The sequence below is a fragment of the Vibrio sp. HI00D65 genome (assembly GCF_001635455.1).
Classification (GTDB): Bacteria; Pseudomonadota; Gammaproteobacteria; order Enterobacterales; family Vibrionaceae; genus Vibrio.
Genome location: NZ_LWEH01000255.1, coordinates 110,828 through 137,666, shown reverse-complemented (window position 1 = coordinate 137,666; position 26,839 = coordinate 110,828). Strand labels below are relative to the sequence as shown.

Sequence of the window (26,839 nt, the reverse complement as noted above, 5' to 3'; positions counted from 1 at the left end):
AAATCTTTACAGATTATTGTGGAATCTCGTCGCCTTGCGCCGGAACTTCACTCACTGCGTCTTCAGCTTGCTGGATAACCTGACCTTGAGTCGGGTCCATCCACTGTGACTCAGTTTTATGTGTAGACATATTACCAAGCACTAAGCTAAGGACAAAAAATGTAGTTGCAAAAATTGCAGTCATTCGGGTTAGGAAATTTCCTGAGCCACTAGCACCAAACACAGTGTTTGAAGCGCCAGCACCGAAAGAGGCTCCCATATCTGCGCCTTTACCTTGTTGAATCAACACTAGGCCAATTACACCAAGCGCTGCCAACAGGTAAATCACAAGTAGAACTGTAAACATTTTTCCACCTATGTTCCTAATTGTTGAGCCAGCGCCGTTCAAAAAAGTTATTTTTAAGAACAAGGCTAGCGACCTCCTAACTGAAGGCCGAGCAATACTAGCGAATGCAGCGATGACTGACAAGGAGAATTTGCTAAAAAATAAGCCTTTACCAAGTGAACGGTTAAAAAAAAGCCAAAAACAACACAAAACTCATTTATGCTCCTTTTTACCACTCTATAATTCAACCGTTTTTGCGTACGGTACTCCTGATGGTACCTGCTGAGTAAAGCTCTAAATTAGCAGTTTGCTTTTACTGCATCTGCAATCTTAAGTGCTGAAGCTTGAACTAAATCAGCATCTTCACCTTCAACCATTACGCGCAATAGTGGCTCTGTACCAGACTTACGTAATAATACACGGCCCTTCTCGCCAAGCTCAGCTTCTACTTCCACAACTGCCGCTTTCACCGCTTCAGCTTCCAGTGGGTTTGAGTCGCCACTGAAACGAACGTTTTCTAAGACTTGCGGGTATAACGTCATGCCTTGAGAAAGCTCATTCAATGTCATCTCACTACCAACCACTGAAGCAAGAACTTGCAGTGCTGCAACGATAGCATCACCAGTTGTCACTTTATCGAGTAGAATAACGTGACCTGAGTTTTCAGCACCGATCTTCCAGCCTTTTGCTAGCAGTTGTTCCATTACATAACGGTCACCAACTGCAGCGCGCACAAATGGAATACCAAGCTGCTTAAGGCCGTTTTCCATACCTAGGTTTGTCATCAGTGTGCCAACAACACCACCTTTCAACTCACCACGACGTAGTGCATCGCGAGCAATGATGTAAGCAATTTGATCACCATCAACCTTGTTACCTAGCTCATCAACCATGATGATACGGTCACCATCGCCATCAAAGCCAAGGCCTAGTGCAGCTTTTTCTTCTAGCACTTTAGTCTGTAGAGCACGAACATCCGTCGCACCCACTTCATGGTTAATGTTGGTACCGTTTGGTTCAACACCAATAGCAACAACCTCAGCACCTAGCTCTTTGAATACCGCAGGAGCAATGTGGTAAGTCGCGCCATGAGCACAGTCAACAACAATCTTCATGCCAGCAAGCGTCATTTCATGTGGGAAAGTACTTTTACAAAATTCAATGTAACGGCCTGCCGCATCGTTTAGACGAACCGCTTTACCAAGCTCAGGAGAGTCAACACACTCAATGTCTTTATCAAGTTCGGCTTCAATCGCCAACTCGATATCATCTGGAAGTTTAGTACCTTCAGAAGAGAAGAACTTAATACCGTTATCGTAGTAAGGGTTGTGTGAAGCCGAGATTACAATGCCCGCTTCAGCACGGAATGTTTGTGTTAGGTAAGCAACAGCAGGTGTTGGCATAGGACCAGTAAACGTCGCTTGAAGACCCGCAGCAGCAAGGCCAGCTTCTAACGCAGACTCCAGCATGTAACCAGAGATACGCGTATCTTTACCGATAATAACTTTCTTTGTACCTTGCTTCGCAAGTACACGGCCAGCAGCCCAGCCAAGCTTCAGAACAAAATCAGGTGTGATCGGGTACTGGCCTACTTTGCCACGCACACCATCTGTGCCGAAATAACGTCTTTCATCTGACATGATGATTTTCCTTAATTATATTTAGTGATTGTTATTCATCACTTCGATTATTTTCATCGCTTCCAATGTCTCCTCGACATCATGAACGCGAATAATTTGTGCGCCTTTCATCGCAGCAATAGTCGCGCAAGTTACGCTTGCGACCATGCAGTCGGCTGGAACCTTGTCTAGCAATTTAAAGATCATCGATTTCCTCGACATCCCAGCTAAAACAGGTAAGCCTATCGAATGAAACTTTTCAAGATGCGCTAGTAGGTGGTAATTGTGTTCGATGGTTTTACCAAAACCGAAGCCTGGATCAAGAATCAGCTGCTCTTTTGAAATACCAACCGCCTCACAAGCTTCCACCCTTTCTTGCAAGAATGCTTCTACATCCTGAAGAACATCATCATAACTTGGGTTAGCTTGCATTGTTCTTGGCTGGCCTTTCATGTGCATCAGGCAAATCGGAACATTGGCATCAGCAGCGACTTGTAATGCTCCAGGCTCTTGCAAAGCGCGCACATCATTGATCAAATCAGCGCCTGCTTCAACAGCTTGGCGCATCACTTCCGCTTTACTGGTGTCTATCGAGATCCACACATCAAACTTGGCACGAATCGCTTTAATAGCAGGGATGACACGCGCAAGCTCTTCTTCTAACGAAACATCAGGAGCGCCAGGTCGAGTTGACTCACCACCAATATCGATAATGCTGACGCCTGCTTTAATCATGCGTTCTGCTTGCTGTAAGGCATTATCGAGTGAATTAAATTTTCCACCATCAGAGAAAGAGTCAGGGGTGACATTGAGGATCCCCATCACATGTGGGCGATCTAACACGAGAGTTTTATTATTTGCTTTTAATATCATGGAAGGCCGATCTTAAAGGGTAAAACACCAAAGGCTATAAACAGAAAAACCCTGAGCGTACCCAGGGTTTTAATTGATAATTTAGCGATTAAGAATCTTTGTTTTGAGCATCATCTGATTCAGATTTAACTTCTTCAACTTTTGACTCTTCAGATTTAGGTTCCGCTTTTGCTTCTTCTGCCTTAGCTTCAGGTTTTGCTTCTTCCTTTGCAGGCTCAGCTTTTACCTGATCACCCCAACCAGCTGGATCGCGAATCTCTTGCTTACGTTCCATCAAGTCATCAATTTGACCTGCATCGATCGTTTCGAACTTCATCAGAGCGTCTTTCATCGAATGCATGATATCCATGTTATCTTCGAGGATCTTCTTAGCTCTGTCGTAGTTACGGTCGATAAGAATACGAATCTCTTCATCGATAAGCTTAGTCGTGTCATCAGAAACGTGCTTAGCTTGGCTCATACCGCGACCTAGGAAAACTTCACCTTCTTCTTCTGCGTAAAGAAGAGGACCCAGTTTCTCAGAGAAGCCCCACTGCGTAACCATCTTACGAGCAATATCAGTTGCACGTTCGATATCGTTAGATGCACCAGTTGACACTTTGTCTTTACCGTAAATAAGTTCTTCAGCAAGACGACCACCGTACAAGCTAGAAATCATAGACTCTAGGTGTTGGCGAGACATGCTCACACGATCTTGCTCTGGTAGGTACATAGTCACACCAAGTGCACGACCACGTGGAATGATTGATACCTTGTACACTGGATCGTGTTCTGGTACCAAGCGACCAACAATTGCGTGACCTGCTTCGTGATAAGCCGTTGACTCTTTCACTTCTTCTGACATAACCATTGAACGGCGCTCTGCACCCATCATGATTTTGTCTTTAGCAAGTTCAAACTCAACCATAGAAACATTACGCTTGTTACCACGAGCTGCAAATAGCGCCGCTTCGTTCACAAGGTTCGCAAGGTCTGCACCTGAGAAGCCTGGTGTACCACGAGCAATAAGAGATGGTTCAACATCACCTGCTAGTGGAACCTTACGCATGTGTACTTTAAGAATCTGCTCACGGCCACGTACATCTGGTAGACCAACCACAACCTGACGGTCAAAACGACCAGGACGAAGTAGTGCTGGGTCTAGTACGTCTGGACGGTTAGTCGCTGCGATAACGATAATACCTTCGTTACCTTCGAAACCATCCATCTCAACCAGCATTTGGTTCAGTGTTTGCTCACGCTCATCGTGACCGCCACCAACACCAGCGCCACGCTGACGACCTACCGCATCGATCTCATCAATAAAGATGATACAAGGTGCTGCTTTCTTCGCTTGTTCGAACATGTCACGCACACGAGATGCACCAACACCCACAAACATTTCAACGAAATCAGAACCTGAAATAGTAAAGAATGGTACTTTCGCTTCGCCAGCTATCGCCTTTGCAAGCAACGTTTTACCTGTACCAGGAGGACCAACCAACAGGATACCTGTAGGGATCTTACCACCCAGCTTTTGGAAACGGCTTGGGTCACGAAGGTAATCAACCAATTCTTTCACGTCTTCTTTTGCTTCGTCACAACCAGCAACATCTGCAAACAACGTTTTGATCTGTTCTTCGCTCATCATACGAGCTTTGCTCTTACCAAAAGACATCGCGCCTTTACCGCCGCCGCCGCCTTGCATTTGACGCATGAAGAAAATCCACACACCAATCAGTAAGATCATAGGGAACCAAGAGATGAAGATAGTGCCTAATAGGCTCTGCTCTTCAGGTGGTGTGCCCTGAACTTTTACGTTTTGATTAATTAAGTCATCAAGCAGCTTTTGATCATAAACAGGCATGTAAGTTACATACTTAGCACCACCGCCACGACGTGTGAAGGTGATTTCACTGTTATTGAACTGTGCGTCTTGAATCTGGCCTTGGCCAACTTCCTGTACAAACGTGGTGTAATCTACTGCTCTGCCGTTACTTTCCCCAGGGCCGAAGCTCTGGAATACCGACATCAACACTACTGCGATAACAAGCCACAGAATTAAATTTTTTGCCATGTCACTCAAGGTGTCAGCCTCTCGATAACTAATTGTAATTAAAGGTAGGGTACTACAGTTTGTAACCTGTAGCCATATTGTTAACTCTCACTCTTGGAAGAGAATCGTTAACCTTTGTAACCAGTGGCTACGATAAACACTTCACGAGAACGAGCTCGAGAAGAGTCGGGTTTTCTGACTTTCACCGTTTTAAACATCTCACGGACGTCTTTAACGTATTGATCAAACCCTTCGCCTTGGAATACTTTTACAACAAAACTACCATCGGTAGATAGAACTTGTCGACACATATCCAAAGCTAATTCAACTAAATACATAGCTCTAGGCTGATCTACAGAGTTGTTGCCCGCTATATTAGGTGCCATATCTGACATCACGACATCAACCATATTTGGTTGTATACGTTCCAATAAGGCTTCAAGAACAGCGTCTTCGCGAAAATCTCCCTGTAAGAAGCTAACACCAGCAATCGGATCCATTGGTAACAAGTCACACGCAATGATTTGTCCGTTGTCTCCAACAATCTTAGCAGCATATTGAGACCAACCACCAGGCGCTGCACCTAAATCCACAACGGTCATCCCTGGAGACAGCAATTTATCTTTCGTTTGAATCTCTTCCATTTTGAAATAAGCACGTGAGCGATAGCCTTTCTTTCTTGCTTCGTTTGCGTACTTGTCGTCGAAGTGTTCCTTCAACCAACGGCCTGAACTGGCCGAGTGTTTCTGTTTGCTCATTGGATACCTAAAGTGGAGGAAAGTACTAATTGCCGAATAAATTATAGTCTTCAGCATTAGATGGCGTTAAAATAGGTTTTTTCAACCCTAATAGTAAAGAAAATTGGCCGCGTAATGAACCTAAGCACCAAACAAAAGCAGCATCTAAAGGGCCTGGCTCACAGTTTAAAACCTGTAGTGCTAATGGGCGCAAATGGACTTACTGAAGCTGTTCTAGCGGAAATCGAATTAGCTCTAGATCACCACGAACTGATCAAAATTAAAGTTGCATCAGAAGACCGTGAAACTAAGCAGCTAATTATCGATGCAATTGTACGTGAAACTAAAGCTGAGAAAGTACAGACTATCGGTAAAGTTCTAGTACTATTCCGTCAATCAGAAGCACGTAAAATCGAGATTCCACGTAAGTAAGTTAGCCATTTAATCAGCTAGCTTCACAGAAGGATAGCCAGTGCGCTTATCTTTTAGTGTAGCGTGAGAAACGGAAAAGGTCGCATTTAGCGACCTTTTTACTTATCAGAAACAAAGAAAATTCAATTAGATATATTCTACTTTGTCAATTTCGTAATCTTTATCACCGCCAGGAGTCGAAATCATTACTTCGTCGCCTTCCATCTTACCGATAAGACCACGAGCAATTGGTGACTTCACTGAGATACGGCCAGTTTTGATATCGGCTTCGTCTTCAGAAACGATTTGGTAACGGTACTCTTCGTCTGTATCAACATCAATTAGAGTGACTGTTGTACCAAAGATAATCTTACCCGTATTTTCCATCTGAGTTACATCGATGATCTGAGCCATTGAAAGTTTATATTCAATGTCGCGGATTTGAGCTTCACAGATACCCTGTTCTTCACGCGCAGCGTGGTATTCAGCGTTCTCTTTTAAATCACCTAGTTCACGTGCTTCACCAATAGCTGCTGAGATAACAGGGCGTAGCTTGAGTAGGCGATCTAATTCGTCACGTAGCTGCTGAGCGCCACGTACTGTCATTGGAACCTTTTCCATTTTTTACCTCTATGCCAAAGCTTTCTTTGGCCAACATAAATACACCCAACTTATTTTATTGGGTAGTAGAAACAAAACGATTTGGCTTAGTGTAAACAAACTTTATGGCTAAATCATCTTTATTCCACTTTGCGTTTTAAAAGCTGTATCTAGGTCTAAATTACAGACATCACAAAATTGAATAATAACCCTCAAATCAATAAGCCGAAAAATAAACACCTAAAAAAACAAAAAACAAACAAAATAAACGCAGATCACACTTTAATAAAAAACCATATAAAACAGAAACTTAAACAACAAAGAATATAATAAAACAGTGTTCATTTTTTGGTTTTATATCATTTTACTAACTGACAATTGAACTTTAGAGGTAAAAAGTAACCCATGGATTGCACTGGCATTTTTCAGACTTCTGATCTAATCATGGTTATGAAGCCTGATTAATACGGGCAATACACAAAAGGGTTCAAATCCTTAATAAAAACTTCTATGGACAGTAATTAGGAAATTATAACATGAACAAGACTATGATCGCGCTTGCTGTATCTGCTGCAGCTCTTGCTACTAACGCAGTAGCAGCGGAAGGTAAACAAGCTGGTGGTATCGACGGCACTTCTGTATACAGCTCTAACGGCACTTCTCTAGAGATCGGTGGCCGTGCTGAAGCACGTCTATCTCTAAAAGATGGCAAAGCTGAAGACAAAACACGTGTACGTCTTAACTTCCTAGGTAAAGTTGAAATCCAAGACGGCCTATACGGTGTTGGTTTCTACGAAGGTGAATTCACTACTGCGGACCGTGATACAAATGGTGTAGATAAGAGTGGTAATGATACGATTGACAACCGTTACACGTACGCTGGTATCGGCGGTAACTTCGGTGAAGTAACTTACGGTAAAAACGATGGTGCACTAGGCGTAATCACTGACTTCACCGATATCATGTCTTACCACGGTAACTCAGCAGCATACAAAATTGCTGCAGCAGACCGCACTGACAACATGCTTTCTTACAAAGGTGAATTCCAAGACCTAGCAGTTAAAGCAAGCTACCGTTTCGCTGACCGTTCTGAAACTGCAGGCGACTTCACTGATAACAACGAAGATGGCTACTCTTTATCTGGTATCTACTCAATCGGCGATTCTGGCTTTGATCTAGGTGCTGGTTACGCTGACCAAAACGAGCAAAACGAGTACATGCTTGCTGCATCTTACCGCATTGAGTCTCTATACTTTGCAGGTACTTTCACAGACGGTGAACTAGCGAAGAAGAACGGTGATTACACTGGTTACGAATTCGCAACAGCATACACACTAGACAAGACTGCATTCACGCTAACGTACAACAACGCTGAGTTCGATAACGAGACAGCTGCTGATAACGTTGCTATCGATGCAACTTACTACTTCAAACCGAACTTCCGTACGTACATCTCGTACAACTTCAACCTAATTTCTGAAGGCGACAAGTTTGGTGATACAACTAAGCTAGTTACTGGTACAGCATCTAAAGCTGATGCTGAAGACGAAATCGCTCTAGGTCTACGTTACGACTTCTAATTCTGATTATCTGATTGATTAGTTAATTAAGAATCAAAACGCCCGCTCTCTAGCGGGCGTTTTTTATATCTGTATACTGAAAATATCAGCCATCCAAGACAATCTTCTATGCGCCTTCTATCCACAATACTGCTATGTAGTTTTTCCATTAGCACTTTATCTATCAACGCTTTCGCATACGACCCTCTTGATACACTGCCCGATGGTAGTAGCACAAGTCTAATCTTAGAATCATTAAGTGGCCGTCCAAATAAAATGAATACCAACAGTGATGGCTTTTATCCGCCAGCCAGCACGTTAAAACTGGTGACGGCTTTAGCGGCTAAATTAGAGCTAGGCGACAACTTTTATTACACCACCAGCATTACTCGATCTGGTAGTGATTCAATCATTTCATTTAGCGGCGACCCAACTCTGCAACGTGAACAGCTAAAAAGCCTGTTAGCTCGGTACGCTAAGTCTCAATCCAGGACCATCAAAGGCAACTTATACTTGGATAACACGGCTTATACTGGCTATCAACGAGCGGTGGGGTGGCCTTGGGACATTCTAGGCGTTTGTTACAGTGCGCCTTCTAGTGCAATGACCTTAGACAGCAATTGCGCACAAGCCTCTATTTATACAAAAAATAACGGCAGCACCCGCGTCTATATTCCAGCTCATTATCCAATAGAAGTGACAACCAATGCAGCTACTGTGACGCGCTCTGGACAAAAAGCCACCCAGTGCGACTTAGAGCTCATCACCACGCCAAACAACTCTTACACACTCTCCGGTTGCTTAGTGGAACGTAAGAAGCCTCTTCCCCTTAAGTTCGCCATTCAAAACCCTGAGCTTTACACCTCTCATGTGGTGAACTCATTACTTAAAGAGCTGAAAATACAAGTAAAGGGGGATGTAATCATTGGAGCTAAAAAAGGCACAAACAAAACGACATTAGTGGCTAGCCACCACTCAGCGAAACTTCCAGAGCTGCTCGATACCATGCTAAAAAAATCAGATAACCTGATCGCAGACAACCTCACCAAAACCTTGGGAGCAAGGTTTTATGTGCAGCCGGGCAGTTTCAATAACGGTACTCAAGCAATAAAACAGATACTACTGACTAAAGCGAATATCAACCTCAGCAAAGCGCAGCTCGTTGATGGTTCTGGTTTATCGAGAAACAACCGAATGAGACCGCAGACCATGGCTAAAGTGCTTCGTTATATCTGGGAAAGCGACTCACAGCTCAACCTAATCAACGCCATGCCAATATCTGGTATAAATGGGACGCTTAAGTATCGACAAAGCATGAGGAAGACACCGATTCAGAGTAATATCATAGCTAAAAGTGGCTCTCTGTACGGAACCTACAATATGGCGGGGTATGGTTTAGATGAGTCAGGGAAGCCAAGCTCTCTATTCGTACAGTTTGTTCGTGATTACTTCCCTGAAGAGCAGGACCCAGACAAACCAGTGGAAGCGCCGATTACGCAGTTTGAACGTGCTTTTTATAAAGATGTGATTGAATATAGTCAAACACAGAGCCAATCCAAATAACGAGCAGTTTGTTGTAAGCTTTTTACTACACAACAAAAAATGGCGCTGAAGATCTTAAATCTTCAGCGCCACTTTTATTTTCGAAGTGCTGTTACTATTTAATAGGCGCTAGGCAATGCCTAAAAACGCATTTACGACGCTGAAATAGATCCACATCCCTGAGATGTCTACTATTGACGCTAATACTGGGCTCACCAACACCGCAGGGTCCAACTTGAAAAAACGAGCTACAATAGGCAACCCACCACCGAGAACCGTTGAAATGGTCACCTGGATAAACAGAGCAACCGCGATAGCAAAGGCAATCATATTAATGCCATAACCACCAGTGGATTGGTTTTCACTGAACAGCAAGATACGTCCAATCATTACCGCTGCAATCGCCAGTGCTAAACAAATAGCCACTCTAAATTCTTTCCACAGAACATTGGCCCACTGGCGTTTCTTCACCTCACCAGTGGCTAAGGCTCTAATTACCAGAGTGGCGGCTTGAGTTCCCGTGTTACCACCTGCCGCGGCGATGACTGGCATGTAGATAGCCAGAAGCACCAATTGGCTTAGGATGTCTTCGTACTGAGCGATGATAAGCCCAGAGACGATACCTAGCAGTGCCAGCGAAATAATCCAACCAATACGCTGTCTAACATGGCTTAATACACCTGTAGAAAGGTAACCTTGTTGAGGCTCAACCTCTGAATAGATTAGCCCTAGTTGGTGAGCTAGATGTCGCGAGCGCTTTTCAAAGCCTTGCTCCTCTAACTCACTAAGTAGAGCTTGAATCGTACTTAAAGAGCATTGCCCTAACACAAGTACTGCATCCTCAAGCGGCATACAGTTCAAAAGCCTGACCTGCTGTTCACGCCCATATTGCTGAAATGCATTTGATACAGCTTGGATGTCTTGCTCTGAGTACAGAGCTTCAATAGATAAAAAAGTGTTGTTCATTACCGTCATGGCGAATCTCCCGATTGGCAAAGGTAACGACCATCAAAACAAGTAGCCTACAGTGAGTACTTCACAAACATAAAGCGGTATACACCAAGAGCGTATAATTCGATACATAAAGCATATAACTGAGCGCACCAAGAGCTTAAAGCACTGATGTGTCTACTTGTTAGAATCTAGAGTGTGGAAAAGAATGAGGGGAAAACAAAGATACCCTACCTGAACGGCAGGACAATAGATCAATACCGAGACAGGTTATTCTTCTCCATTCAAACTAGGAGGATGGTCGGTATTGTTCATAAAAATCTCCAAAATTACTGTCAGCTCGACAGCGCGCATAGTGTAGCAATCCTGTAAAAAGTTCTTCGTCAACTTTGTGTCAATAAAAAAGGCATCCGTAGATGCCTTTTATTCAATCATTGATGTGCGTTATTACTTGATAGTAATACGAGCAAACTTACGCTTACCTACTTGATAAACTGCAGTACCCGCTTCAGGTACCAGTTTGTTGTCTTCAACTTTCTCGCCTTCGATCTTAGCAGCACCCTGCTTGATCATACGCATTGCATCAGAAGTCGAGTTTACTAGGCCTGCTTCTTTTAGAACGTTAGCGATTGGTAGGCCTGCTTCGAATTCGAACTCAGGCATATCGTCTGGCACTTGGTTTTTAGCAAAGCGGTTAACGAACTCTTGCTCTGCTGCATCAGCATCCGCTTCACTGTGGAAACGAGCAATGATCTCTTTAGCCAGAAGTACTTTAACGTCACGTGGGTTTTTACCCGCTTCAACGCCAGCTTTCAACTCAGCCACTTCTTCAAGCGGACGGAAAGAAAGAAGCTCGTAGTAGCTCCACATTAGGTCATCAGAGATAGACATGATCTTACCAAACATCTCGCTTGGTGCTTCGCTGATACCGATGTAGTTGTGTGCTGACTTAGACATCTTCTTAACGCCGTCTAGACCAACAAGCAGTGGCATCATCAGTACCGCTTGTGGTTTTTGACCTGCCGCTTTTTGCAGTTCACGACCCATTAGAAGGTTGAACTTCTGGTCAGTACCGCCAAGCTCAACGTCGCTCTCTAGTGCAACTGAGTCGTGACCTTGTAGAAGTGGGTACATAAATTCGTGAATAGCGATCGGTTGACCACCAGCGTAACGCTTTTTGAAGTCATCACGCTCAAGCATACGAGCAACAGTTTGGTTAGAAGCAAGACGAATCATGCCTTCTGCGCCAAGCTCAGATAGCCACTCAGAGTTGAAGCGAATTTGTGTTTTCGCAGGATCTAGAATTTTGAATACTTGCTCTTTGTAAGTTTCAGCATTCTTCAATACGTCTTCACGGCTTAGTGGTGGACGCGTTGAGTTTTTACCTGATGGGTCACCAACCATTGCAGTGAAATCACCAATCAGGAATGTCACTTCATGACCAAGCTCTTGGAAAGCACGAAGCTTGTTAAAGATAACCGTATGGCCTAGGTGGATATCTGGAGCCGTTGGATCGGCACCCAGTTTAATACGTAAAGGACGACCTTCTTTTAATTTAGCAATCAGCTCGTCTTCTGGAATAAGTTCTTCTACGCCACGTTTGATCTCGGCTAGTGCAGCTTCAATACTCGCCATTCTTGTTCACTCCCACAGATTTGGCAAAAATATAATAGTTAGACATCTTACTTGAATAGCGATGTATTTTGAAACCAGTTACACTATTCCGTCGCCGATTTTCATCATATTTACAGAACGAACCGGAACATGTTGTCTATTTTTGCACGCCTTCCTATATTGCACCGGGCCTTTATCGCATTTTTTAGTGCCATAATTTTCATCGCGATTTTCTTACTTCCCGACGTCAACAGCTTGCGCGACGATACGGGCGTACTTGTCGTAGGTAAACATTACCCTTTGAGCATCGATGCTTCCGCGCTAGTAAGCTCGAATGACGCACCACCAACAGCTGTCCTGAAATGGGAAAAATACACGGTTCGCTCTGGCGAAAGCACTTCTGTTTTATTTGAACGTATTGGTCTCTCATACCGTTTGTTACTCAATCTTCTCAATACCAATAAAGACATTAAAAAGCAGCTCTCAAACCTAAGACCTGGTGATGTGCTGCAATTCGGATTTGATGAAAACAACGACCTTATTCAGCTCAAACGACAACTTAGCGCGTTTGAAAGCTTCAAAATCACCAAATCCGGCGATTCATTCACCTCAAATTTTGATAAAAAAGAAGTCGCTTACCAATACAACTACGCCGAAGCCAATATAACCTCCAACTTCTGGAATGCAGGTGTCAGTGCCGGCCTAACTGCCAATCAAATCATGGAACTTGCAGGTATCTTTGGTTGGGATATCGACTTTGCATTGGATATTCGTAAGAACGACAACTTTAAAATCTTATATCAAGAGAAAGTGGTTGAAGGCGAAGTGATTGGCCGTGGCAAAATCATGGCTGCCATTTTTACCAACCAAGGCGATTCATTTACTGCGGTATTAGACGATAAGAGCGGTAACTACTACGACGAAAACGGCCGAGCAATGAAGAAAGCCTTTCTGCGCGCTCCTATCGATTTTCGTCGTGTAACCTCGAACTTCAACCCTCGTCGTAAGCACCCAGTCACCGGCAAAGTACGCCCGCACCGCGGTACCGACTATGCAGCACCTGTTGGCACACCTATCTGGGCAGCAGGTGATGGTATCGTACAGAAATCTGGCTACAACCAATTCAACGGTAACTACGTGTTCATCCGACACAGCAGTACTTACATCACTAAGTACCTGCATATGAAGAGGCGCATGGTAAAAACAGGGCAGCGAGTCAAACAAGGTCAAACTATTGGTACTCTGGGCGGCACAGGCCGTGTAACTGGTCCACACCTACACTACGAATTCTTAGTTAATGGCGTTCACAAGAATGCGCGTACCGTGAAGTTGCCTCAATCTAAGTCGCTAACGGGTAAGGTAAAAGCAACCTTTATTGCAAACTCTGAGATTCGATTGAAAAACCTTGAGCGATACGGTCAGTTGCTAGCGACGAACTAGAAAGTTCAAGACTTGTAGCTTCAGAGCAAAATAGAAAAATGAAAAGAGCGCCCGTCAAGGCGCTCTTTTTTTATATTCGCGTAACACCCCCATCTAGTGTTTTTCGGGTTTGTTGTTGCGCCCTAGCATCAACAAGCAAGGAGTCAGCACCAAGGTCAGCACCGTGGCAAACGCCAAACCACCAGCTATAGCGGTCGCAAGCTGTGACCACCACTGCGTACTCGGCGCTCCGAATTCTATCTTTTGATTAATCAGATCGATGTTCATCTCAAGCACCATCGGCATCAATCCTAAAATGGTTGTGACGGTAGTCAGCATTACTGGCCTTAAACGTTGCACACCGGTTCTTAGAATTGCATCTCGCTTATCTAAGCCTCTTTTAACCAACTGGTTATAGGTATCGATCAGCACAATATTGTTATTCACCACAATTCCAGCTAACGCAATCACCCCAATACCAGACATCACAATACCAAACGGACGCTGGAAGATAAGCAACCCAACGAATACGCCAACCGTAGAGAACAAGACAGCACTTAGAATTAAGAAGGCTTGATAGAAGCTGTTGAACTGAGTGATAAGAATCAAAGCCATCACCGCTAGAGCCACTAAGAATGCAGTTTGTAAAAAGGCTGAAGAGTTCTCTTGCTCTTCATTTTGACCGCGAATGCGAAAGCCTACGCTATCTGGTAGCCCTAGTTCACTTAACGCCTGCTCGATCTTTGGTAGCTCGAGAGCAAGGTTATACCCTTCTTCCATATCTGCCATAATATTAACGACTCGCTTGCCATCAAGACGTTTGATGGTGTCTTGCTTGTGGTCTGGAATGATCTGAGCAAAATTAGTTATTGGAACCAAACCAGCTGGCGTTTTGACTCTTAGCTGGTCGAAACGTCCGATATCCCTTTTATCATTCGGATAACGCACCAAGATATCGACTTCTTCTGCTGAGTCATCAGGAAGATAATCACCGATCTTTAATCCATTAGTCACGAATTGAACGGTATTACCCACCAAGGTAGCATCAGCGGCAAAACGCGCGGCATCGTCACGGCGGATATCCACCTTCCAATCGATACCATCTTTACTTGCTGTATCGCTGATATTGGTTAGTGTTTGATTACCATCCGCCCAACTTCTCACGATCTTTGCTGCCTGATTGAGCTGCTCTGGTGTTTTAGCTGAGAGCTCGATCACCAAGTCATTTTCAACTGGAGGCCCTGCGTCTGGGAACTTATATTCGATCTCAACGCCAGCGTACTGGTCGGTTTGTTGCTTTAACTCTTCAATGATCGCTTTCACGCTGCGGCGATATTGCCAGTCGACAGGCGTAATCGAGATCAAGCCAATCTGGTCGTCACCACCGGTACGCGTATAAACGGTATCGAACTCTTCATGATTCAACATCACTTGCTCAATATCACGCATGATGTCATCTTTTTCTTGAATAGAAAGATCACCATGAGAGCGCACTTTAACGTTAAAAAATGGCGGATCGACCTCTGGGAAAAACTCGGCACCTAAGCCAGCTTTGGAGTAAGTAAATCCGACTGCAACCGCAAGCAATATAGCGCTAAAGATAATTTTAAACGGATGCTTAATCGCTAAAGAAAGTGTGTGGTAATACGCCTTAGTTAAGCCTGTCGCTTGAGAAAAGTCGTCGTTATGCAAGGCGACCATTCGAGCTTGATTCTGAGGTGAAACGTACTGAGGTTTACCAATCAAACCACCTAACACCGGCACAAACAACAGCGCCATAATCAATGAAGCCGTTAAAGTCGCGATCAGGGTTAGCGGTAAGAACTTCATAAATTCGCCCGTCACGTCAGGCCAGAACAATAGCGGAGCAAACGCTGCTAAAGTCGTTGCGGTTGATGCCGTTATCGGCCATGCCATCCGCTTGGCTGCATCTCGGTAGGCATCTTTACGCCCTTCTCCCTCTTGCATCCTTCTATCTGCGAATTCAGTCACCACAATCGCGCCGTCCACCAGCATTCCGACTGCCATAATCAGCGAAAACAGCACTACGATGTTAACGGTCAAACCGAATACCGAGAGGACGAGTAACCCTGTTAGGAATGAGCCGGGAATAGAAATACCCACTAACAAAGCAGTACGCACACCAAGAATAGCGATGATAACGATCACCACCAGAATAATGGCGGATAGGATATTGTTTTGCAGATCATTGAGCATAATCTTCACATCTTTAGATTCATCTTTGGTGTACTTGACCAGCAGGTTATTTGGCCACTCGGCTTGCTGCTGAGCACTAGCCATTACCGCTTTCACCAGCTCAACCGTTTCAATGATGTTCTCACCAGCACGCTTCTTGATATCCAAGACCACCGCAGACTTGCCATCTAAGCGAGCAAAGCTCTCCGGATCTCTAAATGCTCGGCGTACTGTCGCCACATCACCAAAAGTAACGACCTGTTTGCCATCCACTTTGATCGGTAGCTCAAGCACATCTTTTAAAGAGTTAAATACCGAAGGAACTTTGACCGAGAAACGACCGTAGCCCGTATCAACAAAACCGGCGGCAACCACTCGATTGTTCAATGCAATCATGTTATAGATATCCGCTTGGTCTAGGCTATAACTTTCCATAAGCAGAGGATCTACGATGATTTCAACGATGTCTTCTCTATCACCTGCAATATCGACCTCTAGTATTTGGCGATAGCTCTCTAATTTATCTCCTAGCTCTCGGGCAATTTGTACAATAGTGCGTTCAGGAACGGTACCGAATAACACGACAGATAGCACTGGTTCCTCAGAAGCAAGAGTTACTTCATTTACGGTCGGCTCATCACTGTCTTCTGGGAGTTTTGGCTTGGCAAGCTCAACGGCGTCACGCACATCTGCCATCGCTTTGGTGAGATCAACCCCAACATTAAATTCCAACACTACAGAAGCATGTCCTTCTGCGGCGGTTGAATTCATCTCTTTTACGCCTTCGATGGATCTAAGTTCTTGCTCAATAGGTCGTACCAACAAGCGCTCAGCATCGGTTGGTGATATCCCTTGGTGCCCAACGGAAACGTAGATAATCGGGATAGTGATATCTGGGCTCGATTCTTTGGGGATCGTGATATAGGTAATAACACCTGCGACCAAGATGAGTACCAACAGAGAAAGCATGGTACGAGCACTAGACAAGGCTGCATCAATAATTGAATACATAGGTTACCTCCTACTCAGCCACTGAACTTGAGAGATCAGCACCTTGCTCAACTGCAATCACCGAATCACCATCACGAACAAAGCCTTGTCCGACGGTAATAATATCGACCTGTTGACCCAACCCAGTGAGCCACACGCCATCTTGCTCTGCCTTAACGAGCTGTATACCAACAAATTCCACACTTGGTGTATCACCGACTGACACCAATGTTTTAACCCCGAGATTTCCGGCTTCATCCAATGCCAACATAGCAGGTGTCACCTTAATAGCGTCTCGTGTTTCTAAGTTGAGCTTCACTTCAGCGCTCACACCAGCAGGCAGTAGGCCTTTAGAGTTATCGATTTCAATCTCGATTGGGAAGGTATTAGTAGAAGCTGAAGAGATTCGAGACACATAACGCAATCGCCCTTCTACTTCATCTCTGCCAAGTAGACGAACCAATGCATCTTGATTAGCTAACAGATGCTGAATATGACGCTCACTGACATCCGCTTCAATCACCAGAGGATCGAGGTCAATCACGCTGGCAACGGGATCGCCTACGCCAACGAAATCACCCAACTCGACCATTAAATCTTGAACCACACCCGAAAAAGGCGAAGTAATAACAGTATTCTTTAAAGCCAACTCCGCATTGCGCATCATAGCCTTCGCTTCTGTCAAAGAGGCCTCTGCAGTGGTGTAAGCAATTTCCCCTTGCAGCCCTCTTTTCTTCAGTGACTGCGCCGCTTTAAATTCTTTCTGCTTTAGGCGATACAGAGCCGATGCTCGTTCTAACTGTATTTCCAAGTCGCCTTTATCGATCTGAGCAATGGCTTGGCTTGCTTTAACGCTATCACCTTTGGCAACGTTCAACCTAACGACCTTACCTGCAACTTCTGCGCCTAGGCGTGCGTGTCGATCTGGTGCTGTTCGACCGTATAAATCAATGGTTCTAAAGGTGGGTGATGAGATAAATGTTTGGTAGGAAACCTTGGCTAATGGAATCTCTGTCGCTTTGCGTTCAGGCGACTCTTCGGCTTGTCCCACACCTAAACACAGCCAGGTAGAAAGCAACATCACTAAAATCAAAGAAACTAACCATGGCTGCTTAAGCTTCTGAAAAAGTGCTGAGTTAGAAGGTAGAGTGGGCATAACAAATCCTTTTCTGGCGCATTAGGTGCATTAATTGGCGCAACAGCCTCGCAAGAGACTCACTGATACAAATAAATAATATTAACAGGACAGGAGAAATAAAGTTGAGCACGTTATCGACAGTTTAAAAATATGCCGTGTACTAAAGGGAGGTAAAAATGAAGGGGATAAAAAACAAAAACGCCGAACATAAGTTCAGCGTTTACGATGCTTCGAATATGGCTTTCAATTAAGCGACGTTAATCTCGGCCTATACGCTGAATGATGCACCACAACCACATGTAGTTGTTGCATTTGGGTTGTTCACAAAGAAACGTGCACCTTCTAGGCCTTCAGTGTAATCAACCACGCCACCCATTAGGTATTGTAGGCTCATTGGATCGACAACCAGCGTTACGCCACTGTTTACAATAGTAGTGTCGCCATCATTTACTTTTTCATCGAATGTGAAGCCGTATTGGAAACCACTACAACCACCACCTGTAATGTATACACGCAGTTTTAGCTCTGGGTTTTCTTCTTCAGCAATCAGCGTTTGTACGCGGGTAGCTGCTGCATCAGAAAAAGACAATGGGATATTTGCTTCGCTCACGACAACCTCTCTTACCTGTGTCAAAAACAACATGATACAAATCTAATTCGAGACCATAGTTGTTGAGTATTTTCTTATATTCTGCTGATTATCCAATACCTGACTGAAACGTTCAAGTATTCACCACCTGATCGCCGTTTTTCCTGCTAAAAACTCATCAAATAAAAACAAAATGAATGTGCAACCACACAAAATAATCAGATTCGGGCGATTATATCAGCTAAACCATTCCTAGTTGGATTATGGATAGGTACAATGCCTGCCAATTGGTCCGACATTCAAAAGAGGATATATCAATGACCAAATCAGCAGAGCTGTACGAAAAAGCACAGCAAACTATTCCTGGTGGCGTAAACTCTCCAGTTCGTGCATTCAATGGCGTAGGTGGTTCTCCAATCTTCGTAGAACGCGCTGATGGCCCACTTATTTTTGATGCTGATGGTAAAGCATATATCGACTATGTTGGCTCTTGGGGTCCAATGATCCTTGGTCACAACCACGCTGTTATCCGTGATGCAGTAATTGAAGCGGCTCAACGTGGTCTTAGCTTCGGTGCTCCAACTGAAACTGAAATCAAAATGGCTGAGCTTGTGTCTGAGATGGTTCCTTCAATGGAACAGCTACGTATGGTTAGCTCAGGTACTGAAGCAACGATGAGTGCAATTCGCCTTGCTCGTGGCTTTACTGGCCGTGACAAAATTCTTAAGTTTGAAGGCTGCTACCACGGCCACGCAGACAGCCTACTTGTAAAAGCAGGTTCTGGGGCTCTGACTCTAGGTCAGCCAAGCTCTCCAGGCGTACCAGCAGACTTCGCTAAACACACACTAACGGCAACATTCAACAACCTAGACTCTGTACGTGAGCTGTTTGAAGCAAACAAAGGTGAGATCGCTTGTATCATCGTTGAGCCTGTAGCGGGTAACATGAACTGTATTCCACCAGTAGAAGGCTTCCACGAAGGTCTACGTGAGATCTGTGACCAAGAAGGTGCGCTACTGATCTTTGATGAAGTGATGACAGGTTTCCGTGTTGCTGAAGGCTGTGCACAGGCTTACTACAACATCAAGCCAGACCTAACGTGTCTTGGTAAAGTTATCGGTGGCGGTATGCCAGTGGGTGCTTTTGGTGGTCGTAAAGACGTGATGCAATACATCGCACCTACGGGCCCAGTTTACCAAGCTGGTACTCTTTCAGGTAACCCAGTAGCAATGGCTGCGGGCTATGCATGTCTGAACCTTCTACGTGAAGAAGGCAACGAGAAGCGTCTAGCATCAAAAACTAAGCAGCTAGCGTATGGCTTCAAGCAACTAGCTGACAAGCACGGCATTCCAATGCTAGTTCACCAAGTTGGCGGCATGTTTGGTTTCTTCTTCACTGAGCAAGAAGCAGTAACATGCTACGAAGATGTAACTAAGTGTGATGTAGAACGCTTCAAGCGCTTCTTCCACCTCATGCTAGAGCACGGTGTATACCTTGCTCCTTCTGCATTCGAAGCAAGCTTTACATCTCTTGCTCACGGTTCAAAAGAGATTGAAGCGACACTAGAAGCCGCTGACCGTTCTCTTGCTATTATTGCTGCAGAGAGCCAATAATCAAAAGCGCAAATAAGTCGCTAACTGATTGAATTTAGGGCTGCATTAACGCAGCCCTTTTTAATGGATAGCACTCAACTTATGAAGGGAATTCACTCTGTCACATACGTCGACCTATGTCGGCAAAGCGGTTAACGTTCCCAGAACAAGAAAACCAACAGCATGAGCGTACCAAGGAACATTCTGAACCAAGGGATCTCTTTTTTCGTTTGCTGCTCTTTATCTTGGCATTTCTTGTCTTTGTTACAGCATCCCATTATCAAAACTCCTCATTGCTAACTCTCTGTTTTACAGCCATTATAAACTTAGAACGCAAATATAGAGACCATTACCGTGTCAGAAAAAATTAAAATCAATTCCAGTCACTGGGTAATCATCATTGCGCTGCTCGCCGCGGCTTATGCTTGTTACTTACTTATAGAACCATACGTTAACTCAATCGTAATGGCCTTCATCATTTCATTATTAATGTTTCCGATCCATGAGTGGCTTGAAAAGAAGATCCCGAACAAAGCAAATCTAGTCTCATTGCTATCTTGTGTGATCTTAACCTTTATTATTGTTATCCCTTTACTGGCAGTATTTGCAGCGATCGTGCAGCAAGGCTCTCTATTTTCTCAAAACACCTATCAATGGGTCACACATGGCGGTATTCAAACCCTGTTTGAGCACCCTATCGTGGTTAAAGCGTTATCTCTCATTAATAACTACCTGCCTTTCGATAACATTGAACCGAAAGCAATCGCACAGAAAGTTGGTGAGTTCGCGACAAGCTTTGGCTCTAAGCTTGTCGGCATTAGTGCGAAGATCCTTGGTGATGCGACCAACTTCTTGATGGACTTCTTCTTGATGCTGTTCGTTCTGTTTTTCCTGCTGAGAGATCATGACAAAATCATCAGCGTAGTTCGCCACATTCTTCCTCTGTCTCGCAGCCAAGAAGACAAACTTCTCGCTGAGATTGAGCAAGTATCGAAATCAGCAGTGATGGGATCATTCCTAACTGCAATTGCACAAGGTATAGCTGGTGGTTTCGGTATGTGGATTGCTGGCTTCCCAGGACTGTTCTGGGGCACCATGATGGGTTTTGCCTCTTTCATTCCAGTGGTCGGTACTGCGCTCATCTGGATCCCAGCGGCGGCTTACTTGTTCTTAACCGGTGACACGACTTGGGCTATCTTCTTGACAGTTTACTGCGTGGCAATTGTTGGTTCGATAGATAACCTACTACGACCGCTGTTAATGCAAGGCAGTGCGGGTATGAACACCCTGATGATTTTCTTCTCGCTACTGGGTGGTATCCAACTATTCGGACTGATTGGTCTTATCTACGGCCCGCTGATTTTTGCGATTACCATTGTTCTATTTAACATCTACGATGAAGAGTTTAAGGACTTTTTAAATCAGCAAGACAAGAGTTAAACCGCTCTTCAATCACTTACTTGCCGAACGAGTATTAAACACTTCAAGCTTTGGGCGGATTATGCGAAAATCCGCCCTCATTTTTTGCTAACAATTCAATAGAGTGTCCTATGTCAGCTTATATTGCCCCAAGCCAGATTGCTGAGCGCCAACTTGCCTACTTTGAAGGCAAACATGTTTTAGTTGCCGGTGAGGCTGAAGACTTATTCCCTGTTGAGTTAGCAAAACACTGTGAGTCTGTTTCTGTATTTACTTCAAACTACAGCTACTACCGTCAGCTTGAAGGCTACAGTACTATTCAACGTTTTTACGGTGCTGAGTTTACCGAAGAGACCAAAGCTAACTTGGTGATGCTGTACTGGCCAAAAGCAAAAGCTGAAGCTGAGTTTTTGCTGGCGATGCTGTTTGCCAAACTAGGCAAAGATACTGAGATTGTTGTGGTTGGTGAGAACCGCTCTGGTGTGAAAAGCATCGAGAAAATGTTTACCGCTTACGGTAAGGTCGCAAAATACGATTCAGCGCGTCGTTGCTCTTTCTACTGGGGTCAATGCTTTGAGCAGCCAGCCGCTTTTGACCTACAAGACTGGTTTAAAACTTACTCGGTGAACATTGGTGAGCAATCACTTACCGTAAAAAGTCTGCCAGGTGTCTTTAGCCATGGTGAATTCGATGTCGGTAGCAAACTTCTGCTCGATACTTTGTCAACGTTAAAGGGGAAAGTGCTGGACTTCGGTTGCGGTGCCGGTGTACTCGGTGCAGTGATGGCCTCTCGCAACCCTGGTATTGAACTTGAGATGTGTGACATCAGTGCATTTGCAGTGGCGTCTAGCCAAGCAACCCTGGAAGCGAATGGATTAACGGGCAAAGTTTTCGCTTCTGATGTCTACTCTGATACAGCGCAAGACTATCAATTCATTATCAGCAACCCACCATTCCACTCAGGCTTGGATACGAGCTACAGTGCAACAGAAACCCTTCTGGCACAGGCTCCACAGTATTTAAACCGTTCTGGTGAGCTGATCATTGTTGCCAACAGCTTTTTAAAATACATCCCGATTATTGAGCAAGCATTTGGAAAATGCGCGACTCTAAATAAGACTACTAAATTCGCGATCTACCACGCAAACAAGTAGCCTCTCCAGCACAGCGCAGGGTCATTATCTGCGCTGTCTGTTCATGTTTTTATCTAAAGTCTGTAAAAGTGAGCTTTTGCACACGCTTTAAATACCACTTACTTGTCAAAGTAAAAAAACTCGTTAATTTCGTTAAATTGGAAACCATTAATTCTATTCTCTGTACTTGTTTTCGGCCCTTTTAGCAGTACATCAAAGGAAAGTAGTACCCAATTTATGTTTAGATTTTATCGTAAGCAGAAGTTTAAGCGCCTTCAAAACACCCTAATGCTGGCATTTCTTGTCCTCAGTATTACTCCAGTGACACTTATCGCGATATTTTTCCTTCAATCGCACAGTCAGGATCTTCAGGAACAAAGCACTTCGCACCTTGTTTCTGTTCGTGATACTAAGCAACAACAGATTGTCGACTACCTACAGGCTCAAGAATCCCAAGTGATGGGCTTTGTTCGCTCAGAACTCGCCAATGCCAGTGGTGGACGCTTCTATGGCTTGATCAATGCTTTCCAGCGTTTGGGTTTGGATATTGACGAAGCTCGCAGCAATGCTCAGCAACGTTACATTCAAAGTTCTGGTGATCAGATCAAAACATCCATTCTTCCAGAATCGAGCAGCTATATTGGCAGTGAGCGTTATCGCTTGCTGCATAAGCGCTACCATAACGCGTATCTAGAGTTGCTTAAACGCTCTGATTTTGACGACATTTTATTGGTTGATATCAACGGTAACGTCGCTTACTCCGTCTTTAAGAATGACGATTACGGCACGAACTTGCTAACCGGTAAATACAAGGACTCAAACCTAGGTATTACATTCAAGCGACTAGCTAAAGACGTCACTGACCGACGTAAATCCAACGAAGATTACACGCCAGTTATTGTCTCAGACTTTAAAGATGAGAACGGTAAACAAACAGCATGGCTAGGTGCACCTATAGTGCAGCAAGGTTATTTACACAGTTACGCGATGTTTAGGCTGCCAATCAACGGTATCACTAAGCTGATTGCCGATCTAAACAAGAGTTCTAACATCCAGACTCTGCTCGTTGGTAGTGACCACTTACCTCGTAGCCTTGCTCATTCGCAAGAATCTATCAACCTAAGCCTAGATGTGGTGGACAAAGCACTGGCAGGCGAAACCGCAGTTGGCACATTCGATAACACCCAGAATCAAGCCATCATCGCAGCTTATACACCTATTGAACTCAAGTACGCCACTTGGGCTTTGATCGTTGAGCTTCCGGAAAAAGAAGCCTTCGCACGTATTCACCAGCTTGAAAAGATTTTCGTTATCGTGATGCTCACGGCAATCATTCTGGTGGTAGTTGCATCACACTATTTATCAAACTTCATCACCTCACCGCTGCTTAAACTGACATGGGCAGCCGAAAAAGTCTCCGCTGGCGATCTTGATGAAACTATGATCAATACCGAGCGCAAAGACGAAATTGGTCGCTTGGCAGTCAGCTTTGAGCGAATGCAACGTTCAATTCGTGACAAGATGCAGCTGATCAAGAGTCAAAATGATGAACTTGAGGATAACCTTAAGACCATTCAGAAACAAAATGATGAATTGCAGCTAGCCAATAAACTCAAAGATGAATTCTTAGCAACCACTTCACACGAGTTGAGAACACCTCTGCACGGTATGGTTGGTATTGCTGAAGCACTAATATCAGGTGCGAATGGCCCTATCCCGGCTAACCAGAAATACCAGCTGGATATCATTATCAATAGTGGTCAGCGACTAGCAACCTTGGTTGATGATCTGCTTGATTATCACAAGATGCGTTACGGCAGTTTGGACATTAAAAAATCTGCCGTTGATCTATCTGCAGCCACTAGCTTGGTGCTCGAGCTATCTCACCACCTATTGGGTAATAAACCGATTCGTATCATTAACCAAGTACCAAGCGATTTAGGGCTAGTGTCGTCCGATCCTCAGCGCCTTGAGCAGGTGATGTATAACTTGGTCGGCAATGCGATCAAGTATACATCAGAAGGTAAAATCGTTATCTCTGCAAGCGTTATCGATGACAACATTCGTGTGCAAGTGGTCGATACAGGTCAAGGCATACCAGCAGAGTACCTTGAGCATATCTTCGAACCTCTGATTCAAGCAGGCCAAGACGCCAGTAACTATCGCCAAGGTGCAGGCCTTGGTCTGTCGATAAGCCGTCAGTTAATTGAGTTAATGGGTGGTTCACTATACGTAAGTAGCCAGCCAATGCTTGGCACCACATTCAGCTTCACTCTGCCTTTAGCCACAGAAGAAGAACTTAAAAACTACAACGAATCAGGAAGCTACTCACACTTCAAAGCGCCTGATTTGATTGATAACACGCAGCAGGAAAACAGCGTCATCAATGAGAACCCTGATGGTCCGCTACTGGTTATCGCCGATGATGAACCCGTTAACCTTCGTGTCTTAGACAGCTTCTTAAAACTAGAAGGTTATCGAGTACGTACAGCCTGCGATGGCCCTGAAACCATTGAACTAATTGAAAAAGAGAAGCCAGAGCTACTGCTGCTTGATATCATGATGCCGGGCATGAGCGGCTATCAAGTGTGTGAAACACTGCGTAAGCAATATGACCATGCGCAACTACCGATCATAATGCTGACCACTCTCAACCAAGCAGAAGACCGTGTACGCGGTTTCGAAGCTGGCGCTAATGACTATTTGTCTAAGCCATTCAACAAACAAGAACTAGCCGCTCGAATCACAGCACATCTATCAGCAAGTAAAGCTGAGCAGAGACGCCTTGAGAACGACCAACTACAACTCGAACTCAAGCACAGAGCGATGGTTGAAGCTAATTTGCTAGAAACTCAGGGACGTTTACTTGAGCAACTAGAATCAGCGCCAGAGGCCATCATCTGCATTCGTGATGACCAACGCATTCGCTTTGCCAACGAAGCCGCAGCAAAGCTATTTAGACGTGGGCAAGAGCAACTCAAGCGTTCAATGGCCGACGAGATCATCGCGCCTAAATACCTTAAGGTGGAACAAGCACACTACTGTGGCGATATCGACATCTATATAGATGACACTCGTCAGCGGATACCGAGTGACATCCTCAAGTTACCTGAAGGCTCAGGGCTAGACACCATGTACATCTTCAATGTTGGCGGTGGTGTTAGCTCAAACCGTATTAATAACCTTGAGACGGCTGTTGAAGCGCTTTCTAGCTATGCCTTTGAAGGTGATAAGGACAAACTGCAACAATTAAAAGAACTCGGTGGTGAATTTACTCGTCTGGCAGATAAAGCCACTGGAGAAGGTAAAAACAAACAGGAGTTAATGCGTGAAGTTTTAGTCGACGCGATGACCAACGCCATCCTTTACTGGGAATCGGTTACCGGAGAAACCAAGTTTGCGTTCGCAGAGAAGAGCGGTCTATGGCGCGTTTATCTAGACAGAAGCACACTACAAACGCGAACGTTAGACAAATATCTACGTGTAGAAACGCTGCCTAAAACACCTCGCTGGCGAACAGTTCTAAGCTCTATCGAGTTCATTCTCGAACACTGTAAAGAGCAGACACCAGAGAGAACGCACATTGAGATGCTCAGAGACAAACTGCAGAAATTGCTGACCAGTTAACCCAGAACTAACATCACTCTATTAGCCCACCTTGCGTGGGCTTTTTTGTACATATAAGAGTGTTAAAAAAGCACAATTAGAGCCGTTCACACCCACTTCTTTTACAGCTTTAAACAAGAGAAATATCACGCTATTTCGACGTAATTAGTATCGGCACCAGCTACCAATTTTCGCTCTATTCTCCATCGATTCTAACCGCAGCCTGACTATTTGTTGCAGTTTGAGAAGCGAGTCACAACAGAACGGTAGATTTAATTTTCTCGAAAAATTTAACGTAAAATGAGTAAGTGACCAAGATCTACAATTAGATTAAATTAGAAATAATCACCATCTTTAAAAACACAAAGTGTAAGTAATCACTTACATTCAATATTCAACACTCAACTAGTTGCGAGTCACATCACCCTAACAATCACGAACAAAAAACCACCAAAGCGCCCTATTTTGACGTTAACGACGTGAGTTTATCT

The 26,839-nt window shown here is 44.4% G+C and carries 20 protein-coding genes; 8 read left to right on the top strand and 12 right to left on the bottom strand.

Going from position 1 to position 26,839, the window contains the following annotated elements:
* Window positions 1-13 precede the first annotated feature (13 nt).
* The 5 genes from secG to rlmE form a co-directional block, all read right to left on the bottom strand.
* Complete coding sequence (gene secG / locus A3712_RS17590; protein ID WP_061032508.1) at window positions 14-346, bottom strand: preprotein translocase subunit SecG; 333 nt, start codon at window positions 344-346, stop codon at window positions 14-16.
* Between the two features lie 278 nt (window positions 347-624).
* Window positions 625-1,965, bottom strand: a complete 1,341-nt coding sequence (gene glmM / locus A3712_RS17580) for a phosphoglucosamine mutase (protein ID WP_063524475.1) — start codon at window positions 1,963-1,965, stop codon at window positions 625-627.
* 21 nt (window positions 1,966-1,986) lie between these two features.
* Entirely contained in the window at window positions 1,987-2,817 is an 831-nt protein-coding gene (folP, locus tag A3712_RS17575) for a dihydropteroate synthase (RefSeq protein WP_063524474.1), read from the bottom strand.
* Window positions 2,818-2,905: 88 nt separating this feature from the next.
* Complete coding sequence (gene ftsH, locus A3712_RS17570) at window positions 2,906-4,873, bottom strand: ATP-dependent zinc metalloprotease FtsH (protein WP_063524473.1); 1,968 nt, start codon at window positions 4,871-4,873, stop codon at window positions 2,906-2,908.
* A gap of 107 nt (window positions 4,874-4,980) precedes the next feature.
* A complete protein-coding gene (rlmE, locus tag A3712_RS17565) occupies window positions 4,981-5,610 on the bottom strand; it encodes a 23S rRNA (uridine(2552)-2'-O)-methyltransferase RlmE (RefSeq protein WP_063524472.1) in 630 nt (209 codons plus the stop codon).
* Window positions 5,611-5,724: 114 nt separating this feature from the next.
* Between rlmE and yhbY the strand changes: the two genes are divergently transcribed.
* Window positions 5,725-6,021: a ribosome assembly RNA-binding protein YhbY gene (gene yhbY / locus A3712_RS17560; protein WP_004738252.1), complete on the top strand. Its 297-nt coding sequence runs from the start codon at window positions 5,725-5,727 to the stop codon at window positions 6,019-6,021.
* A 126-nt stretch (window positions 6,022-6,147) separates the two neighbouring features.
* Here yhbY and greA read toward each other — a convergent pair whose 3' ends face one another.
* On the bottom strand, window positions 6,148-6,621 hold the full coding sequence (gene greA, locus A3712_RS17555; protein WP_063524471.1) for a transcription elongation factor GreA: 474 nt from the start codon (window positions 6,619-6,621) through the stop codon (window positions 6,148-6,150).
* Between the two features lie 515 nt (window positions 6,622-7,136).
* Here greA and A3712_RS17550 point away from each other — a divergent pair.
* The gene (locus A3712_RS17550) at window positions 7,137-8,180 is read left to right on the top strand and encodes a porin (RefSeq protein ID WP_063524470.1); all 1,044 of its coding nucleotides are present in this window, start codon (window positions 7,137-7,139) and stop codon (window positions 8,178-8,180) included.
* 108 nt (window positions 8,181-8,288) lie between these two features.
* Window positions 8,289-9,722, top strand: a complete 1,434-nt coding sequence (dacB, locus tag A3712_RS17545) for a serine-type D-Ala-D-Ala carboxypeptidase (RefSeq protein WP_063524469.1) — start codon at window positions 8,289-8,291, stop codon at window positions 9,720-9,722.
* Window positions 9,723-9,830: 108 nt separating this feature from the next.
* Here dacB and A3712_RS17540 read toward each other — a convergent pair whose 3' ends face one another.
* Window positions 9,831-10,676, bottom strand: a complete 846-nt coding sequence (locus A3712_RS17540; protein ID WP_063524468.1) for a magnesium transporter — start codon at window positions 10,674-10,676, stop codon at window positions 9,831-9,833.
* Between the two features lie 423 nt (window positions 10,677-11,099).
* Window positions 11,100-12,287 (bottom strand): tyrosine--tRNA ligase, encoded by a 1,188-nt coding sequence (gene tyrS, locus A3712_RS17535; protein WP_063524467.1) that lies wholly within the window; start codon window positions 12,285-12,287, stop codon window positions 11,100-11,102.
* 129 nt (window positions 12,288-12,416) lie between these two features.
* On the opposite strand from tyrS, the gene A3712_RS17530 reads away from it, so the two are divergent.
* The gene (locus A3712_RS17530; RefSeq protein WP_063524466.1) at window positions 12,417-13,706 is read left to right on the top strand and encodes a peptidoglycan DD-metalloendopeptidase family protein; all 1,290 of its coding nucleotides are present in this window, start codon (window positions 12,417-12,419) and stop codon (window positions 13,704-13,706) included.
* A 93-nt stretch (window positions 13,707-13,799) separates the two neighbouring features.
* On the opposite strand, the gene A3712_RS17525 is transcribed toward A3712_RS17530, so the two are convergent.
* The 3 genes from A3712_RS17525 to erpA form a co-directional block, all read right to left on the bottom strand.
* Window positions 13,800-16,892 (bottom strand): efflux RND transporter permease subunit, encoded by a 3,093-nt coding sequence (locus A3712_RS17525; protein ID WP_063524465.1) that lies wholly within the window; start codon window positions 16,890-16,892, stop codon window positions 13,800-13,802.
* 10 nt (window positions 16,893-16,902) lie between these two features.
* Complete coding sequence (locus A3712_RS17520; protein WP_063524464.1) at window positions 16,903-18,027, bottom strand: efflux RND transporter periplasmic adaptor subunit; 1,125 nt, start codon at window positions 18,025-18,027, stop codon at window positions 16,903-16,905.
* Between the two features lie 250 nt (window positions 18,028-18,277).
* Window positions 18,278-18,619, bottom strand: a complete 342-nt coding sequence (gene erpA, locus A3712_RS17515; RefSeq protein ID WP_004738231.1) for an iron-sulfur cluster insertion protein ErpA — start codon at window positions 18,617-18,619, stop codon at window positions 18,278-18,280.
* A gap of 296 nt (window positions 18,620-18,915) precedes the next feature.
* On the opposite strand from erpA, the gene hemL reads away from it, so the two are divergent.
* The gene (hemL, locus tag A3712_RS17510; protein WP_063524463.1) at window positions 18,916-20,211 is read left to right on the top strand and encodes a glutamate-1-semialdehyde 2,1-aminomutase; all 1,296 of its coding nucleotides are present in this window, start codon (window positions 18,916-18,918) and stop codon (window positions 20,209-20,211) included.
* Window positions 20,212-20,342: 131 nt separating this feature from the next.
* On the opposite strand, the gene A3712_RS28635 is transcribed toward hemL, so the two are convergent.
* The gene (locus A3712_RS28635; RefSeq protein WP_269451431.1) at window positions 20,343-20,468 is read right to left on the bottom strand and encodes a hypothetical protein; all 126 of its coding nucleotides are present in this window, start codon (window positions 20,466-20,468) and stop codon (window positions 20,343-20,345) included.
* 76 nt (window positions 20,469-20,544) lie between these two features.
* Here A3712_RS28635 and A3712_RS17505 point away from each other — a divergent pair, with 76 nt between their 5' ends.
* From A3712_RS17505 to A3712_RS17495, 3 genes are all read left to right on the top strand, one after another.
* The gene (locus tag A3712_RS17505) at window positions 20,545-21,630 is read left to right on the top strand and encodes an AI-2E family transporter (RefSeq protein ID WP_063524462.1); all 1,086 of its coding nucleotides are present in this window, start codon (window positions 20,545-20,547) and stop codon (window positions 21,628-21,630) included.
* Between the two features lie 110 nt (window positions 21,631-21,740).
* Window positions 21,741-22,763: a 16S rRNA (guanine(1207)-N(2))-methyltransferase RsmC gene (rsmC, locus tag A3712_RS17500; protein WP_063524461.1), complete on the top strand. Its 1,023-nt coding sequence runs from the start codon at window positions 21,741-21,743 to the stop codon at window positions 22,761-22,763.
* A gap of 216 nt (window positions 22,764-22,979) precedes the next feature.
* Window positions 22,980-26,369, top strand: coding sequence for a response regulator (locus A3712_RS17495; protein WP_063524460.1), 3,390 nt, complete (start codon window positions 22,980-22,982; stop codon window positions 26,367-26,369).
* Window positions 26,370-26,839 lie beyond the last annotated feature (470 nt).

Bases quoted from the DNA above. Each gene is read 5' to 3' on its own strand.
- rsmC (WP_063524461.1), top strand. From the start codon at position 21,741: ATGTCAGCTTATATTGCCCCAAGCCAGATTGCTGAGCGCCAACTTGCC.
- A3712_RS17540 (WP_063524468.1), bottom strand. From the start codon at position 10,676: ATGACGGTAATGAACAACACTTTTTTATCTATTGAAGCTCTGTACTCA.
- A3712_RS17495 (WP_063524460.1), top strand. From the start codon at position 22,980: ATGTTTAGATTTTATCGTAAGCAGAAGTTTAAGCGCCTTCAAAACACC.
- A3712_RS17530 (WP_063524466.1), top strand. From the start codon at position 12,417: ATGTTGTCTATTTTTGCACGCCTTCCTATATTGCACCGGGCCTTTATC.
- dacB (WP_063524469.1), top strand. From the start codon at position 8,289: ATGCGCCTTCTATCCACAATACTGCTATGTAGTTTTTCCATTAGCACT.
- glmM (WP_063524475.1), bottom strand. From the start codon at position 1,965: ATGTCAGATGAAAGACGTTATTTCGGCACAGATGGTGTGCGTGGCAAA.
- yhbY (WP_004738252.1), top strand. From the start codon at position 5,725: ATGAACCTAAGCACCAAACAAAAGCAGCATCTAAAGGGCCTGGCTCAC.
- tyrS (WP_063524467.1), bottom strand. From the start codon at position 12,287: ATGGCGAGTATTGAAGCTGCACTAGCCGAGATCAAACGTGGCGTAGAA.
- A3712_RS17550 (WP_063524470.1), top strand. From the start codon at position 7,137: ATGAACAAGACTATGATCGCGCTTGCTGTATCTGCTGCAGCTCTTGCT.
- A3712_RS17525 (WP_063524465.1), bottom strand. From the start codon at position 16,892: ATGTATTCAATTATTGATGCAGCCTTGTCTAGTGCTCGTACCATGCTT.
- rlmE (WP_063524472.1), bottom strand. From the start codon at position 5,610: ATGAGCAAACAGAAACACTCGGCCAGTTCAGGCCGTTGGTTGAAGGAA.
- A3712_RS28635 (WP_269451431.1), bottom strand. From the start codon at position 20,468: ATGGGATGCTGTAACAAAGACAAGAAATGCCAAGATAAAGAGCAGCAA.
- hemL (WP_063524463.1), top strand. From the start codon at position 18,916: ATGACCAAATCAGCAGAGCTGTACGAAAAAGCACAGCAAACTATTCCT.
- folP (WP_063524474.1), bottom strand. From the start codon at position 2,817: ATGATATTAAAAGCAAATAATAAAACTCTCGTGTTAGATCGCCCACAT.
- A3712_RS17520 (WP_063524464.1), bottom strand. From the start codon at position 18,027: ATGCCCACTCTACCTTCTAACTCAGCACTTTTTCAGAAGCTTAAGCAG.
- ftsH (WP_063524473.1), bottom strand. From the start codon at position 4,873: ATGGCAAAAAATTTAATTCTGTGGCTTGTTATCGCAGTAGTGTTGATG.
- secG (WP_061032508.1), bottom strand. From the start codon at position 346: ATGTTTACAGTTCTACTTGTGATTTACCTGTTGGCAGCGCTTGGTGTA.
- greA (WP_063524471.1), bottom strand. From the start codon at position 6,621: ATGGAAAAGGTTCCAATGACAGTACGTGGCGCTCAGCAGCTACGTGAC.